At 72.4% G+C, this 14,060-nt stretch carries 11 protein-coding genes; 6 read left to right on the top strand and 5 right to left on the bottom strand.

From position 1 onward, the window contains the following. Positions 1 to 606: 606 nt before the first annotated feature. The 3 genes from ACZ69I_RS26610 to ACZ69I_RS26600 all read right to left on the bottom strand — a co-directional run bounded on the left by ACZ69I_RS26610 (position 607) and on the right by ACZ69I_RS26600 (position 3,388). The gene (locus ACZ69I_RS26610; protein WP_467673862.1) at positions 607 to 1,878 is read right to left on the bottom strand and encodes an NAD(P)/FAD-dependent oxidoreductase; all 1,272 of its coding nucleotides are present in this window, start codon (positions 1,876 to 1,878) and stop codon (positions 607 to 609) included. Further along, positions 1,878 to 2,201 (bottom strand): 2Fe-2S iron-sulfur cluster-binding protein, encoded by a 324-nt coding sequence (locus ACZ69I_RS26605; RefSeq protein ID WP_389712419.1) that lies wholly within the window; start codon positions 2,199 to 2,201, stop codon positions 1,878 to 1,880. The genes ACZ69I_RS26610 and ACZ69I_RS26605 overlap by 1 nt, the downstream gene beginning before the upstream one ends. Before the next feature lie 266 nt (positions 2,202 to 2,467). Beyond that, entirely contained in the window at positions 2,468 to 3,388 is a 921-nt protein-coding gene (locus tag ACZ69I_RS26600; RefSeq protein WP_467673860.1) for a LysR family transcriptional regulator, read from the bottom strand. Between the two features lie 276 nt (positions 3,389 to 3,664). Here ACZ69I_RS26600 and ACZ69I_RS26595 point away from each other — a divergent pair, with 276 nt between their 5' ends. The 5 genes from ACZ69I_RS26595 (at position 3,665) to ACZ69I_RS26575 (ending at position 10,654) form a co-directional block, all read left to right on the top strand. After that, positions 3,665 to 4,966 (top strand): cytochrome ubiquinol oxidase subunit I, encoded by a 1,302-nt coding sequence (locus tag ACZ69I_RS26595; protein ID WP_467673858.1) that lies wholly within the window; start codon positions 3,665 to 3,667, stop codon positions 4,964 to 4,966. Positions 4,967 to 5,030: 64 nt separating this feature from the next. Further along, entirely contained in the window at positions 5,031 to 6,053 is a 1,023-nt protein-coding gene (cydB, locus tag ACZ69I_RS26590; RefSeq protein ID WP_470835091.1) for a cytochrome d ubiquinol oxidase subunit II, read from the top strand. A gap of 32 nt (positions 6,054 to 6,085) precedes the next feature. Next, the gene (gene cydD, locus ACZ69I_RS26585; RefSeq protein WP_470835089.1) at positions 6,086 to 7,792 is read left to right on the top strand and encodes a thiol reductant ABC exporter subunit CydD; all 1,707 of its coding nucleotides are present in this window, start codon (positions 6,086 to 6,088) and stop codon (positions 7,790 to 7,792) included. Next, entirely contained in the window at positions 7,789 to 9,531 is a 1,743-nt protein-coding gene (cydC, locus tag ACZ69I_RS26580) for a thiol reductant ABC exporter subunit CydC (RefSeq protein WP_470835088.1), read from the top strand. The genes cydD and cydC overlap by 4 nt, the downstream gene beginning before the upstream one ends. Positions 9,532 to 9,655: 124 nt before the next feature. Next, positions 9,656 to 10,654 (top strand): TIGR03842 family LLM class F420-dependent oxidoreductase, encoded by a 999-nt coding sequence (locus ACZ69I_RS26575; protein WP_467673850.1) that lies wholly within the window; start codon positions 9,656 to 9,658, stop codon positions 10,652 to 10,654. On the opposite strand, the gene ACZ69I_RS26570 is transcribed toward ACZ69I_RS26575, so the two are convergent. Next, positions 10,655 to 11,719, bottom strand: a complete 1,065-nt coding sequence (locus tag ACZ69I_RS26570) for a lipoate--protein ligase family protein (protein WP_467673849.1) — start codon at positions 11,717 to 11,719, stop codon at positions 10,655 to 10,657. It lies immediately after the preceding gene. A gap of 231 nt (positions 11,720 to 11,950) precedes the next feature. On the opposite strand from ACZ69I_RS26570, the gene ACZ69I_RS26565 reads away from it, so the two are divergent. Next, positions 11,951 to 13,330, top strand: coding sequence for a cryptochrome/photolyase family protein (locus ACZ69I_RS26565; RefSeq protein ID WP_470835086.1), 1,380 nt, complete (start codon positions 11,951 to 11,953; stop codon positions 13,328 to 13,330). Between the two features lie 29 nt (positions 13,331 to 13,359). Here ACZ69I_RS26565 and ACZ69I_RS26560 read toward each other — a convergent pair whose 3' ends face one another. After that, a complete protein-coding gene (locus ACZ69I_RS26560) occupies positions 13,360 to 14,016 on the bottom strand; it encodes an SDR family NAD(P)-dependent oxidoreductase (RefSeq protein ID WP_470835085.1) in 657 nt (218 codons plus the stop codon). Positions 14,017 to 14,060: the final 44 nt, after the last annotated feature.

Genomic DNA, 14,060 nt, shown 5'->3' with positions numbered 1-14,060 from the left:
CCAGCGCCTGGCCGGCGGCGACCTTGCCGAGCAGGGTGCGCAGGGTGGCCAGGTCGTCGCCCTGGACCAGCGGGGGGCGGGCGGCCAGGGCTTCCCCGACCCGGTTCAGCTGGGAAAGATCGCTCCAATCGGGTTGCTGCAATGCCCCGCGGATACGAATCTCCCGTATAACGTCATCCATGACGTACTCCGATCCAGCGGTAATCGAGTGATGCTCAGGTGGGAATGCGGGTGCGCTTTATTTCCGCATTAGAAATGGAAAAGCTCTGACCCTCGGCGGAAATGGGCATGGCTGTCCCCTCTTTTCTGTGAAGGGTGAGAAAGGTGCGGGGGAGCAGGCGGCAGGCGTCGAAAGCCCTGTTCGCCGTGAGCGATCCTGCCCGATTCAACGAAGCAAATCAACACCGTTCCGGTGTTTCACTAATGAACCTAATTCATCATGCAACTTATTCGGGGGCATGATGAGGCCGCCGCAGTGCAAGGATTTAGACATCATCAAGGCGTGTGCCGGTGAATTCCCGCCACTTCCCGCCGTAATTCATGGCAGCGCGGCGGCGCGCGACGGGAATCGGAACAGGGGATTCCAGTCGCGCGCCCACGCCGCCTTCAGAGGGGTACCGGCACCTCCGTTCCGCCCCTGAGCAGGCTCCGCAGGTGTTCCTTCAGGGTGAACCCCGGCGCCGAGGCGGCCTCGGGCGTCAGGGTGGTGCCCTGCGTCAGGAGCCGCCGGGCCGCGAGGTGATCGGTGGGACGGTTGACGGACTCGACCGCCTGCAGGTCGTCCCCGCGGAAGAGGAGGACCGAGAACGCGTCGGGGTCGTCACCGAGCACCACCTCGGTCTCGTGACCCTCGTTGAAGCCCGCGATCTGCACGGTCGTGGCGAACTGGTCGCTCCAGAACCAGGGCAGTTCGTCGTAGCCGTGGGGCGCGCCGGTCAGTCGCCGGGCGACCGACTGGGCGTGGCCGACGGCGTTCTGTACGGATTCGAGCCGCCGCGTGTTGCCGGAGCGGACCTGGGGGAACGCCGCGCAGTCGCCGATGGCCGAGATGTGCTGATCGCCGGTCAGCAGACGGGAGTCGACGGTGATGCCGCCGTCCACCGGGAGGCCGGCCGCGACGGCCAGTTCCGTGCGCGGGATCACACCGACACCGACCAGGACGAGATCGGCGGGCAGTCGGCTGCCGTCGGTCAGCTCCACCGCGCTCACGCCGGAGCGGGCGTCGCCGTGCAGCGCCGTGACGCCCCGGCCGAACAGCAGCCGGGTGCCCGCGTCCTGGTGCAGCCGCGTGAAGTGCGCCGCGGTCGGCGCGGAGACGACCCGGGCGAGCGGACGGTCGAGCGCCTCGACGACCGTCACCTCGACGCCCGCCTCCCGTGCCACGGCGGCGAATTCGAGGCCGATGAACCCGGCCCCCACCACCACCGCCCGGCGGGCCCCGGCGAGCGAGGCCTGGAGCGCGACGGCGTCCCGCGCGGTGCGCAGGGTGTGCACGCCGCGGAGTTCGGCGCCCGGCACGGCGAGCGTGCGGGGCTGCGCGCCGGTGGCCAGGACGAGGTGGCCGTAGCCGTACGCGGAGCCGTCGGCGAGGCGCACCGTACGCCCGGCCGGGTCGATCTCCGTGACGGTGCCCGCGACCAGGTCGATCGACTGGCGCACGTAGTACGTCGCGGGCCGCAGCCACAGCTGGGCCTCGTCCGCCTCGCCCTTGAGATACGCCTTCGACAGCGGCGGACGCTCGTAGGGGAGCGCGTCCTCGGCGCTGATGAGTGTGATGTCTCCTGTGTAACCGTGCTCCCGCAGGGACGCCGCCGTCTGGTAGCCGCCCTGGCCGGCTCCGACCACGACGACGGACTCGGGGGTCGTGCTCTCCGTCATCAGTTCTGCCGCTCGGGAAGGTGCACGATCAGGCCGTCCAGCGCGTCGCACGACTTGAGCTGGCAGCTGAGCCGGCTGTTGGGCTTGCGCGGGCAGGCCGTGAAGTCCAGCATCTCGTCCTCCCGCTCCTTCGGCGGCTCCAGCTTGTCGAGGGTGGTCTCGTCCACGTAGACGTGGCAGGTGGCGCACTGCATGTTGCCGCCGCACTGGGCGACGATGCCGTCGATGTCGTTGAACACGGCGCCGCGCATGACGCTCGTGCCCTCCGGGACGTCGATCGACGTCTCGTTCCCGTTGATGGCGACATACGTGATTTTGGGCATGACGGAGCTCCTCGATGGCATCCGGACGCGCGCGGGGGCGCGCCGTGGCGCGGATGCCTGGCAAGTGGAAAAACGGTGGGTGGAGATGGCGCGGCCCGGCGGTCGGCGGGGGAAACGGCACCCCGGCCAACTCGCCATCACCAGCTGGCCGTTCGGACACGCGACGTCCTGGGCCAGGGATAAGGCAGCGCTGCGGAGCGTACCAAACTACTTCCGGCCGGACCAGGAGCCGATGGCGAGAACCTGTCCGCAGGACCGGCGGGCTCCTACGGCCTGCGCCCGCGGCGGGGGTCGGGCAGGCGGTGCGTCATGAAGGGCCTGCTGGTGGTGAACTCCCGGAACTTCACGGCGGCGTCGGACAGGTAGGTGTCGCGGTTCCACACCAGGGTGAGCACGCGGTGGCAGTCCGGCGCTTCGAGGTGCACCCAGGCGACCGGGACCTGGGAGTCCGTGCCCGCCTGGCGGGAGATGGCCGGAATGAGACCGATGCCGAGGCCCGCGCTGATCATGTCCTGGCTGGCGCCCGGCTCGTCGCCCTCGCAGGACAGCAGCGGCGTGAGCCCCTCGGAGGCGAACAGCCGGTCCAGGAGGGTGCGTTGCCAGTGTCCCGGCCGGGTCGTGACGAAGGGCTCCGCGGCGATCTCACGGATCGTCACGCTCTCCTGTCCGTCGAGCCAGTGGCCGCGCGGCACGGCGAGCAGCACCTCCTCGCGGGCGAGTTCGATCGCCTCGAGGTTCGTGCCGGCCAGCGGCTGCGAGGCGACGCAGAAGTCGACCTCCCTGGCGCGCAGCTGGCGGTCCATCTCCTCCGCGTTGGACTGGTAGAGCCTGACGTCGGCGCGGGGGTAGGCGGCCCGGAAGCTGCCGAGCAGATGGGTGATCGTCAGGAGGGTCTCGGAGGCGACGCCGACCCGGCCCAGAGCCGTGTCGCGGGCGTCGCTCAGGGCCCTGCGGGCGTCGTCGAGCTCGCTGAGGGCGCGGTCGACGTGGCGCAGGAACACCGAGCCGTACTGGTTGAGCCGGATGCGGCGGCCCTGCCGGTCGAAGAGCGGGACGCCGAGCTCGGTCTCCAGGCGCGCGATGGTGCGGCTGAGCGAGGGCTGGGCGACGCGCAGCTCCTCCGCGGCGCGGCTGATGTGCTCGAAACGGGCGACTGCCTGGAAGTAGCGCAACTGCAGAAGATCCATGCTCCACCTTCACTTATGCCTTCCGGGACATCTTCACATGGCAAAACCGGTCTTGGAATGCATAAGGAATCCTCCCTACGGTTTTCATCGAGGTCACCGCACGGGTGGCGGGCAACGGCGCCCGGCACCCGCACACGCGAAGCGGCGGCCCCGCACCCGCCCACCGTCTCCCACCGACCGCACCCACCAGAACCGTCCACCGCCCCGACGACACGCTCCCCACCAACCCCCCTCAGCCGTCCCAACCGGCCACCGTCCCCCCAGGAAGGTCGCATCATGAGCGCTGCGGATCTGGCCCGACTCCAGTTCGCGGCCACGACCGGCATCCACTGGCTGTTCGTGATCCTCACCATGGGCCTCGTCCCCATCGTGGCGATCATGCACACCCGGGCCGCGTTCACCCGTGATCCCGCCCAGAGAGCAGTCCGGGAGCGGATGACCCGCTTCTGGGGCCAGCTCTACGTCATCAACTACGCGGTCGGCATCGTCACCGGCCTCGTCATGGAGTTCCAGTTCGGGCTCAGCTGGAGCGGCCTCAGCAAGTTCGCGGGCAACGTCTTCGGCGCCCCGCTCGCCCTCGAAACCCTCATCGCCTTCTTCGCCGAGTCCACGTTCCTCGGCATGTGGATCTTCGGCTGGGGCCGCCTGCGCAGGGGCGTGCACGTCACGCTCATCTGGCTGGTCACCCTGACCGCGTACGCCTCCGGCTACTGGATCCTGATCGCCAACGGCTTCATGCAGCACCCGGTCGGCTACGAAGTGCGCGACGGAGCGGCCTACCTGACCGACTTCGCGGCACTGCTCACCAACTCCAGCGCCCTGGTCGCCCTCCTGCACCTCTCGCTGGGCGCCCTGACGACGGGCGGCTGCTTCGTCGCCGGCATCAGCGCCTACCACTTCCTGCGGCGCACCGAGGAGCGGGAGCTCTTCCGTACCTCCCTGAAGCTGGGGCTGTGGGTCTCGACGGTCGCCTCGTTCTTCGTCGTGGTCGTCGGCGAGATGCAGCGGCCCATCATCGAGCGCACCCAGCCCATGAAGGACGCGGTCCTGGAGAACAGCGGCGTCGCCGAACTGCAGGCCCAGCTCGTCAAGGAGCACGGGCCCGGCAACTACGTGCCGTGGCAGGACACGATGCGGATCTCGATGGACAGCATGTCGCTCATCGGCAACACCGTGTCCACCATCACCGCCATCGCCCTCATCCTGCTGTGGAAGGACCGGCTGATGCGCTGGCGGTGGGCCTCGTGGGTGGTGGTGTGGATGATCCCGTTCCCCTTCATCGCCTCCGTCGGCGGCTGGGTCGTCCGCGAGGTGGGTCGCCAACCGTGGCTCGTCTACGGCGAACTGACGGTCGAGGACGCCCTCTCCAACGTCGGGAAGACCTCGCTGCTCCTGTCCTGCACGCTGTTCATCGCGATCTTCCTCGCGCTGGCCGTGACGAACTGGACCCTGATCACCCGCTTCGCCCTGCGCGGTCCCGACGCCACCCAGCTCGGCCTCACCGAGCCGCTCCCGGACGACGTGCCCGACGGGCCGGAAGGCAGCGCCGACGAGAAGCAGCCGGTGCCCGTCTTCTGAGCCGGGCCCACCCGGCACCCCTCCCCGACATGTCCTCCCCTGCTGTAACGGAAAGTTGAGCGAGATGAGTCTCGAGACCGTCTGGCTGGCCCTCCTGGGCCTGCTGCTCGCCGGGTATTTCGTACTCGGCGGCTACGACTACGGCGCACAGATGCTGCACCCCTTCCTCGGCCGAGACGGAGCGGAGGAGAAGCGCACCAGCGGGAACGCCGCCCTCGACGCCATAGCGCCGTTCTTCCTGGGCAACGAGGTCTGGCTGGTCGCCTTCGCGGGCGTCCTCTTCGGAGCCTTCCCGCACCTGGAAGGCTCCCTCCTGTCCGGCCTGTACCCGCTGATCGTGGCGATCCTCGCAGGCCTGGTCCTCGGCAACGCCGCGGTCCAGCTGCGCCGCCGCTCGCACAGCGCGCGCGGCCGCCGGGCGTGGGACGTCCTGATCGTGGTCGGCGGCACCGTCCCCGCCGTCTGCTGGGGCCTCGTCGTGGGGCTGCTGCTGCACGGCGTGCCGCGCCGCGCCGACGACAGCTTCCACATCGGGTTCGGCGAGGTGTTCGCGCCGTTCGTGCTGGTCTGCGGTGCCGCTGCCGTGCTGCTCTTCGCCGCGCACGGCGCGACCTTCGTCGCCCTGCGCTCCGAGCCCGCCCTCGCCTCCAGGGCACGGCAGCTGGGCGCCAAGCTGATCGGCGGCGCGGCCGCCGCGGGCGCCCTCGCGCTGCTCCTCACCCTCTTCGGAGAGGGCGCCTCGATGACGAACCGCGCGACCTCGGCGGTCATCACCGCCCTGTTCGTCGCGGCGCTCGGCGCCGGCTGGTGGTACCTCACCCGCGGGCACAACGTCCTGGCGTTCGCCGCCACCTGCTGCGCGACCGCGCTCCCGGTGCTGCTCCTGGGGGCGGGCCACTACCCGTACCTCCTGATCACCGGCGCCGGCGCCGGCCTGGACATCGACCACGCCATCACCGACGACGCCACGCTGAAGATCCTGAGCGGCTTCGGGGTCCTGGTGATCCCGACGATCCTCGCCTACCAGTTCTGGAGCTGGTGGGCCTTCCGGGGGCGGACGGGCCAACGTCACCCCAGCTACTTCTGACCCCCCGGAACACGACGAGAGGTACCCCCACGATGAAGCCCGTCGAACGCCGTCTGATGCGGGAAATCCCAGTGCTGCGGCGCCACATGACGTACTCCTCGGTCCTGGCCCTGGCGGGCGCCGGGCTCATCGTCACCCAGGCGGTCCTCCTTGCGACCGTCCTCGCGGACGGCTTCGCCGACCGTTCGGTCCGCCTCGGACCGCTGGCCGCGCTGGCCGCCGTCATGGCGCTGCGCGCCCTGCTGACCTGGCTGCGCGGCGTGCTCGCGCAGCGCGCCGCGGCCGACGTCAAGCGCACCCTGCGGGACCGGATCACCGGACGGCTGCGGCACACCAACCCGCTGCGGCTCGCCTCCCGCCGCCACGGCGAGACGGCCACCCTGCTCACCCGGGGCCTCGACGCCCTCGACCCGTACGTCGTCGGCTACCTCCCCACGATGGCGGCCACCGCCGTGGTCCCCCTCACGGTGGTCGCCGCCGTGGGGTGGGCCGACTGGACCTCGGCACTCATCATCGTCATCACCCTGCCGCTGATCCCCGTCTTCGGCGCGCTCGTCGGCATGCACACCGCCCAACGCACCGCCCGCCAATGGCGGTTGCTCTCCCGCCTCGGCGGACACTTCCTGGACGTGGTGGCCGGACTGCCCACCCTGCGCGCGTTCGGCCGCGAGCGGCACCAGACCACGGTGGTGCGCGAGATGGCCGACGCCCACCGGCGCGCCACCATGCGCACCCTGCGCGTGGCGTTCCTCTCCTCCCTGGTCCTGGAGACCGTCGCCACCCTCTCCGTGGCGCTGGTCGCCGTCCCCGTCGGACTGCGGCTGCTGCACGGCGAAGTGGACCTGCACACCGCCCTGATCGTCCTGTTCCTCGCCCCCGAGGCGTACCTCCCGCTGCGCGCCATGGGCGGCGCCTTCCACGACAGCGCCGAGGGCATCTCCGTGGCCGAGCGCGTCTTCGCCACCCTCGACGAGGAGGAGGCGTCCCCGGCACCCGCCGAACCCGCCCCCGCCCCCGACGCCCGCACCGCGGTACTGCGCCTCGACGACGTCACCGTCCAGTACCCCGACCGGGCCGCGGCCGCCCTGCGCCACGTCTCCCTGACCATCAACCCCGGCGAGCACATCGCCCTCATCGGCCCCAGCGGCGCGGGCAAGTCCACCCTGCTCTCACTGCTCCTCGGCTTCGTCGCTCCCGCCTCGGGCCGGGTCACGGCCGACGGCACCGACCTCGCCGCCCTCGACCCCGACGACTGGTGCGCCCAGGTCGCCTGGGTGCCGCAGCGCCCGCACCTGATCGCCGCCTCCGTCGCCGACAACATCCGCCTCGGACGCCCCGACGCGAGCGACGCGGAGGTGCGGGAAGCCGCCCGCAGCGCCTCGGCCGACCTCTTCGTCGAAGAGCTGCCCCAGGCGTACGACACCCTGCTCGGCGAGCACGGCGCCGGGCTCTCCGCGGGCCAGCGCCAGCGGATCGCCCTGGCCCGCGCCTTCCTCAAGGACGCCCCCGTCCTGCTCCTCGACGAACCGACCGCCCACCTCGACCCCGAGAGCGAGGCGGCCGTCACCCGCGCCACCGTCGCCCTGATGCGCGGCCGCACCTCGGTCGTGGTGGCGCACCGCACCAGCCTGCTGCCGCACGCCGACCGGATCATCACGGTACGGGCGGGCGCCATCGCCCCGCCGTCCCCGCCCGCCCACCCCGAACCGGCACCCACGGAAAGCCTGGTGGCCTCATGACCCCGCACCCCGAGGCCGCCGCCCGCGGACCCCGCCCCACCGCCCGTCTCCTGCGCCACCTCCTGCCGTACTGGCGCAGGCTGCTGCCCGCCGCGCTCGCCGCGGCCGGCAGCGAGCTCGCCGCCGCGGCGCTGATGGCCACCGCCGCCTGGCTGATCACCCGCGCCGCCGAACAGCCGCCGCTGGCCGCGGTGAGCGTCGCGATCGTCGCCGTGCGCGCGCTGGCCCTGGGACGCGGCGCGCTGCGCTACATCGACCGGCTCCTCGGCCACGACGGCGTGCTGCGGGCCGTCGCGGGCTTCCGCGCCCGGGTGTACGAGGCGCTGGTGCCGCTCGCCCCGGCGGGCACCCCCGCCTTCCGCAGCGGCGACCTGCTGACCCGGCTCGTCGACGACGTCGACGCCGCCCAGGACCTGCTCCTGCGGGTGATGATCCCCGCCACCGCGGCCTTCGTGGTCGCCGCGACCGCCACCGGCACGGTCCTGCTGCTCCTGCCGGAGGCCGGCCTGCTGCTCGGCGCCCTGCTGATCGTGGCCGGACTCCTGGTGCCCGCCCTCGTCCTCGTCCTGTCCCGCCGCGCGGGCCGCGCGGAGAAGGCGTCCCGCGCCGAACTCGCCGCCGTCACCGTCGACTTGACCAGGGGCGCCGCGGACCTCGCCGCGTACGGCGCCCGGGGCCGCACGCACGACCGGGCGCGCGACATCGCGGCCCGCATCGCCCGCCTGGAGCGCCAGAAGGCCCTGACGACCTCGCTCGCCCAGGCCGTGGTGCTCGTGCTCCAGGGCGCGGCGACGGTCGGCGTCACCTGGCTCGCGCTGCGCGCCCACGCGGCGGGCGACCTGCCCGCCGTCCAGCTCACCGTCCTCGCGGTCCTCGCCCTCGTCTCCTTCGAGGCCCTCGCGCCGCTGCCCGCGGCGGCCCGGCGCTTCGCCGACGTACGCGCCTCGGCGCAGCGGCTCGCCGACCTCTTCGACACCCCGGCGCCCGTCGCCGACCCGGCGGAACCGGCCGCGCTGCCCGCCGAGGGCCCGCTCGAGGTGGACATCACCGACCTGCGGGTGCGTCACCTCCCGGACGGACCCCCGGCCCTGGACGGGGTGAGCCTGCGGGTGCCGCGCGGTCAGCGCGTGGTGCTCCTCGGCGCCAGCGGGTCCGGCAAGTCGACGCTGATCGCGGCGCTCATGCGGTTCGTCCCCTACGAGGCGGGCAGCATCCGCGTCGGCGGGCGCGAACTGCGCGACTGCGCGGGCGCCGACGCCCGCCGCGCGGTCACCGGCATGACCCAGGACGCGCACGTCTTCCACGCGGGCATCCGCGCCAACCTGATCCTGGCCCGCCCCGACGCCACCGACGCGGAACTGCGCGACGCGGCCCGCCGGGCCCGCATCCTGGACTGGATCGAGTCGCTGCCGGACGGCTGGGACACCGTGCTCGGCGGCGACGGTGCCACGGTGTCGGGCGGCCAGCGCCAACGCCTGCTGCTCGCCCGCGCGTTGCTCGCCGACCCGCCGGTCCTCGTCCTGGACGAACCCACCGAGGGACTCGACCCGGACACCGCCGCCGCCGTGCTCGCCGACATCCTCGACGCCACCCGCGGCCGCACCACGCTCCTGGTCACGCACGAGCGGGCGGGCCTCGCCGCCGCCGACCGCATCCTCACCCTGGACCGGGGCCGGATCCGTCCGATCGGCCACGAGGACCTCGACGTCGGCACGGACAGCCTGGCCCTGGCCCTCTGACGGCCGTCGTGTCCCTCTTGCCAAGCCCCGGCAACAAGCCGAGGATTGTCCCTCCCCGGGCGGCTTGTTCGGAGGCTTCCGGGGTGTCATGAGACCTGTGTGACCTGCGTGAGGAGCCGGGGCAATGGATTTCGGACTCGTACTGCAGACCGACCCGCCGGCGTCGGAGGTCGTCGGCCTCATGCGGCGCGCGGAGCGGGGCGGCTTCCGCTACGGCTGGACCTTCGACTCGTCCGTCCTGTGGCAGGAGCCGTTCGTCATCTACAGCCGCATCCTGGAACACACCACGCGGCTCGTCGTCGGCCCCATGGTCACCAACCCGGGCACCAGGACCTGGGAGGTCACCGCCTCCACCTTCGCCACCCTCAACGACATGTACGGCAACCGCACCGTGTGCGGCATCGGGCGCGGCGACTCCGCGATGCGCGTCGCCGGGCGCAAGCCCCACACCCTCGCCCGGCTCGGCGAGGCGATCGACGTCATCCGTGACCTCGCCGAGGGGCGCGAGGCGGACGTCGGCGGGCAGACGCTGCGGCTGCCGTGGGTGCGGGACGGGAAGCTGCCCGTGTGGATGGCGGCGTACGGGCCCAAGGCCCTCGCACTCGCCGGGCAGAAGGCCGACGGGTTCATCCTGCAGCTCGCCGACCCGTATCTGACGGAGTGGATGATCAGGGCCGTACGGGACGCGGCCGCCGACGCCGGGCGCGATCCCGCGGACGTCAAGATCTGCGTGGCCGCGCCCGCCTACGTCGGCGACGACCTCGCGCACGCCCGCGAGCAGTGCCGCTGGTTCGGCGGCATGGTCGGCAACCACGTCGCCGACCTGGTCGCCAGGTACGGCGAGCACTCCTCGATGGTCCCCGAGGCCCTCACCGCGTACATCAAGGCCCGCGAGGGATACGACTACAGCCACCACGGCCGGACCGGAAACCCCGACACCGCCTTCGTGCCCGACGAGATCGTCGACCGGTTCTGCCTCCTCGGGCCCGTCGAGTCCCACCTCGAACGGCTGCGGGAACTGCGGGAGTTGGGCGTCGACCAGTTCGCGGTGTACGCGATGCACGACGCGCGGGAGGACGTCATCGACGCGTACGGCTCCACGGTCGTCCCGGCGCTCTCCTGACTACGGCACGCGCGCCGTCCACTCGGCCGTCGAGAACTTGGTGCGCACGAGCTCCCGGGCGCGCGCCATCTCCTCCTCGGTGACCTTCCCCGCCGCGAGGCCGTAGCGGCCGCGGAAGGAGTCGACCATGCGCTCGATGACCGCCTCGCGGGGCAGCCCGGTCTGGCGGCGCAGCGGATCGACGCGCTTCTTGGCGCTCCGCGTGCCCTTGTCGGAGAGCTTCTCCTTGCCGATGCGCAGCACGTCGAGCATCTTGTCCGCGTCGATGTCGTACGACATCGTCACGTGGTGCAGCACCGCGCCCGGGCCGCCGCCCACCCCCACCGAGCGCTTCTGCGCGGCGCCCGCGATCTTCCCCGCCTCCGTCGCGATGTCGTTCAGCGGCTGGTACCACGCCTTGATGCCCATGTCGGCGAGCGCGCCGAGCACCCAGTCGTCCAGATACGCGTAGCTGTCCTGGAAGGAGAGCCCCTGCACGAGGGCGTCAGGGACCGACAGCGAGTACGTGATGGTGTTGCCCGGCTCCACGAACATCGCCCCGCCGCCGGAGATGCGGCGCACCACCTCGATGCCGTGCCGGGCCGCGCCCTCCGCGTCGACCTCGTTGGCCAGCGACTGGAAGCTGCCGATGATCACCGACGGCGAGGCCCACTCCCACACGCGCAGCGTCGGCGGCCGCCGGCCCGCCGCCACCTCCTGGGTCAGCACCTCGTCGAGGGCCATGTGCAGCGCGGGCGGCTGCGGCCCCTCGTGGACCAGCTGCCAGTCGTAGTCGGTCCAGTCAGTCGCGTGGGCGAGGGCGCGGCGGACGGCGACGCCGACGCCCTCCGACGTCAGGCCGTACATGACGGTGCCCTCGGGAAGCGCGGCGTCGATGCGGGCGGCGAGACCCGCGGCGTCCGTGTCGGAGGGGGCGCCGTCCAGTGCGCCGTTGATCGCGTCGAGCGCCTCGTCGGGTTCGAGGAAGAAGTCACCGGCCACCCGCGTGTTCCGCAGCGCGCCGCCCTCGACGTCGAGATCCACCACGACGAGCTTGCCGCCGGGGACCTTGTACTCACCGTGCACGTGCTTCCTCCATGCCCGCGGGGCGCAGCCGCCCCCGGCTCTGTGTTCCGAATCGTCCCCCCACGCTAACCGAGCACGGGAATGTCCCTTTGTGCGCGCCGTACGGGGGAACACGCGCCGCACGGCGCCTCCCCGGAGCCGGTCCGACGGAGAGTGGGGGAGAGCGGTCGGCACCGGCCACCCGCGCCCCGCGCCCCGCGCCCACGACACCCGTCCACTGGAGTCCGCACCATGCACATCTCGGTCGTCCTGTTCACCTCCGACCTGCGGGTGCACGACCACCCGCCGCTGCGCGCCGCCGTCAAGGGCGCGGACGCCGTCGTGCCGCTCTTCGTCCTGGACCGGGCGATCGACGACATCGGCGGCACGGGCCCCAACCGCGAGGCGTTCCTCGCCGACTGCCTGACCGACCTCGACCGGCGGTTGCGGGAGCGCGGCGGGCGACTCGTGGTGCGCGCCGGTGACGTCGTCGACGAGGTACGGGCCGTCGTCGAGGAGACGGACGCCGACGAGGTGCACATGGCCGCCGGGGTCAGCCGCTACGCGCACGCCCGCGAACGGCGGCTGCGCGAGGCGCTGGCCTCGGACGGCCGGAGCCTGCACGTCCACGACGCCGTCGTCACGGCGCTCGCGCCCGGCGCCGTGACCCCCGCGAACTCCGACCACTTCGCCGTCTTCACCCCCTACCACCGCCGCTGGACCGCGCAGGGCGTGCGGGCCGTCCTCGCCGCCCCGCGCACCGTGCGCGTTCCGGACGGCGTCCGCTCCCACCCCCTGCCGTCCCGTGACGGCGTGAAGGGGTGCTCGCCGGGGCTCGCCGAGGGCGGCGAGAGCGTCGGCCGCGCGCAGTGGAAGGCCTGGCTGCGCGACGGCATCGACCGGTACGACACGACCCACGACGACCTGGCGGGCGACGCCACGTCGAAGCTCTCGCCGCACCTGCACTTCGGCACGCTGTCCTGCGCCGAACTCGTCCGCGACGCGGGCAGGCGCACGTCCCGGGGTGCCGAGGACTTCGTCCGGCAACTGTGCTGGCGCGACTTCCACCACCAGGTGCTCGCCGCCAGGCCGGCCGCGGCCGACGCCGACTACCGCACGCGCGGCGACCGCTGGCGCACGCGGCGCCAGAAGTCGGCACGGGAGGACATCAGCGCCTGGCAGGAGGGGCGGACCGGCTACCCGATCGTCGATGCCGCCATGCGTCAACTGCTGCACGAGGGATGGATGCACAACCGCGGCAGACTGCTCACCGCGAGCTTCCTGGCCAAGACGCTGTACGTCGACTGGCGCGTCGGCGCCGGTCACTTCCGCCGCCTCCTCGTCGACGGCGACGTCGCGAACAACCAGCTCAACTGGCAGTGGGTGGCCGGGACCGGCACGGACAGCCGCCCCAACCGGGTGCTCAACCCCGTGCTCCAGGCCAGGCGTTACGACCCGGACGGAGCGTACGTACGCCGCTGGGTGCCCGAGCTCGGCGACCTGAAGGGCGCGGCCGTGCACGAACCCTGGAAGCTGCCCGCGGCGGAGCGGGCGCGCCACGACTACCCCGAGCCCCTCGTCGAACTGGCCGACGGGCTCAGCCGGTTCAAGGAGGCCCGGGGGATCGAGTGAGTGACGGGCGTCGCCTCCGGGGCTTGAGGTCAGACGGAGGCGAGCCCGTCCATCAGGGACACCACCGTCTCCAGCGCGTCCGCTCCGGGCGGCAGCAGGGGCGGGCGGCCGATCAGCGGCCGGTCGGCGAAACCGGTGTCCAGGTGCGGCACGCGGAAGTCGAGGACCGTGACGGACCGGGGCGCGAGCTCCTCGGCGAGCACGCCGAGCCAGCCGCTCAGCGCCGCCTTGGAGGCGGTGTAGTCCGCGGTGCCCTCGACGTGTGACCGCTCCGGCGGCGTTCCGGTGACGGCGAGCAGGAACCCCTTGTCCGCCACCACCGGGGCCGCGCCCCTCAGTACGGCCATGGGGCACAGCGCGTTCACCGTGAGCAGATGTTCGGCCGCCGCGTTCGACACGTCCTCGACGGCGCCGAAGCCCATGGCCCCGACCGTCACGAGGACCCCGTCGAGCCCCGCCAGCATGCGCGCCGCCCACGCGCCGAGCGCGGTGCACTGGTCCAGGTCGCACGCCTCGAAGCTCCGGGCCGGCGGGGCGCCGAGGTCCTGCGCGAGAGCGGCCAGACGCACCGGGTTGCGGCCCGCGAGGGCGACCTGGGCACCCCGTTCCGCCAAGGCGCAGGCGGCGAGGCCGCCGAGGACACCGGTGGCCCCCACCACCAGGACGCGGGCTCCCGATAATTCCATTGCTCAGCCTCCAAGTGTCGGTGGACGCCCGGTACTTCGGAGAG

The organism is Streptomyces sp. NPDC036815 (assembly GCF_055609205.1).
Note: the sequence above shows the minus strand (reverse complement) of the source record. Positions and strands in the feature narration are given on the sequence as shown.

Coding starts and splice junctions, on each gene's coding strand:
- ACZ69I_RS26560 (WP_470835085.1), bottom strand. CDS start 14,016: ATGGAATTATCGGGAGCCCGCGTCCTGGTGGTGGGGGCCACCGGTGTC.
- ACZ69I_RS26610 (WP_467673862.1), bottom strand. CDS start 1,878: ATGACGGAGAGCACGACCCCCGAGTCCGTCGTCGTGGTCGGAGCCGGC.
- cydC (WP_470835088.1), top strand. CDS start 7,789: ATGACCCCGCACCCCGAGGCCGCCGCCCGCGGACCCCGCCCCACCGCC.
- ACZ69I_RS26575 (WP_467673850.1), top strand. CDS start 9,656: ATGGATTTCGGACTCGTACTGCAGACCGACCCGCCGGCGTCGGAGGTC.
- ACZ69I_RS26605 (WP_389712419.1), bottom strand. CDS start 2,201: ATGCCCAAAATCACGTATGTCGCCATCAACGGGAACGAGACGTCGATC.
- ACZ69I_RS26600 (WP_467673860.1), bottom strand. CDS start 3,388: ATGGATCTTCTGCAGTTGCGCTACTTCCAGGCAGTCGCCCGTTTCGAG.
- ACZ69I_RS26595 (WP_467673858.1), top strand. CDS start 3,665: ATGAGCGCTGCGGATCTGGCCCGACTCCAGTTCGCGGCCACGACCGGC.
- cydD (WP_470835089.1), top strand. CDS start 6,086: ATGAAGCCCGTCGAACGCCGTCTGATGCGGGAAATCCCAGTGCTGCGG.
- cydB (WP_470835091.1), top strand. CDS start 5,031: ATGAGTCTCGAGACCGTCTGGCTGGCCCTCCTGGGCCTGCTGCTCGCC.
- ACZ69I_RS26565 (WP_470835086.1), top strand. CDS start 11,951: ATGCACATCTCGGTCGTCCTGTTCACCTCCGACCTGCGGGTGCACGAC.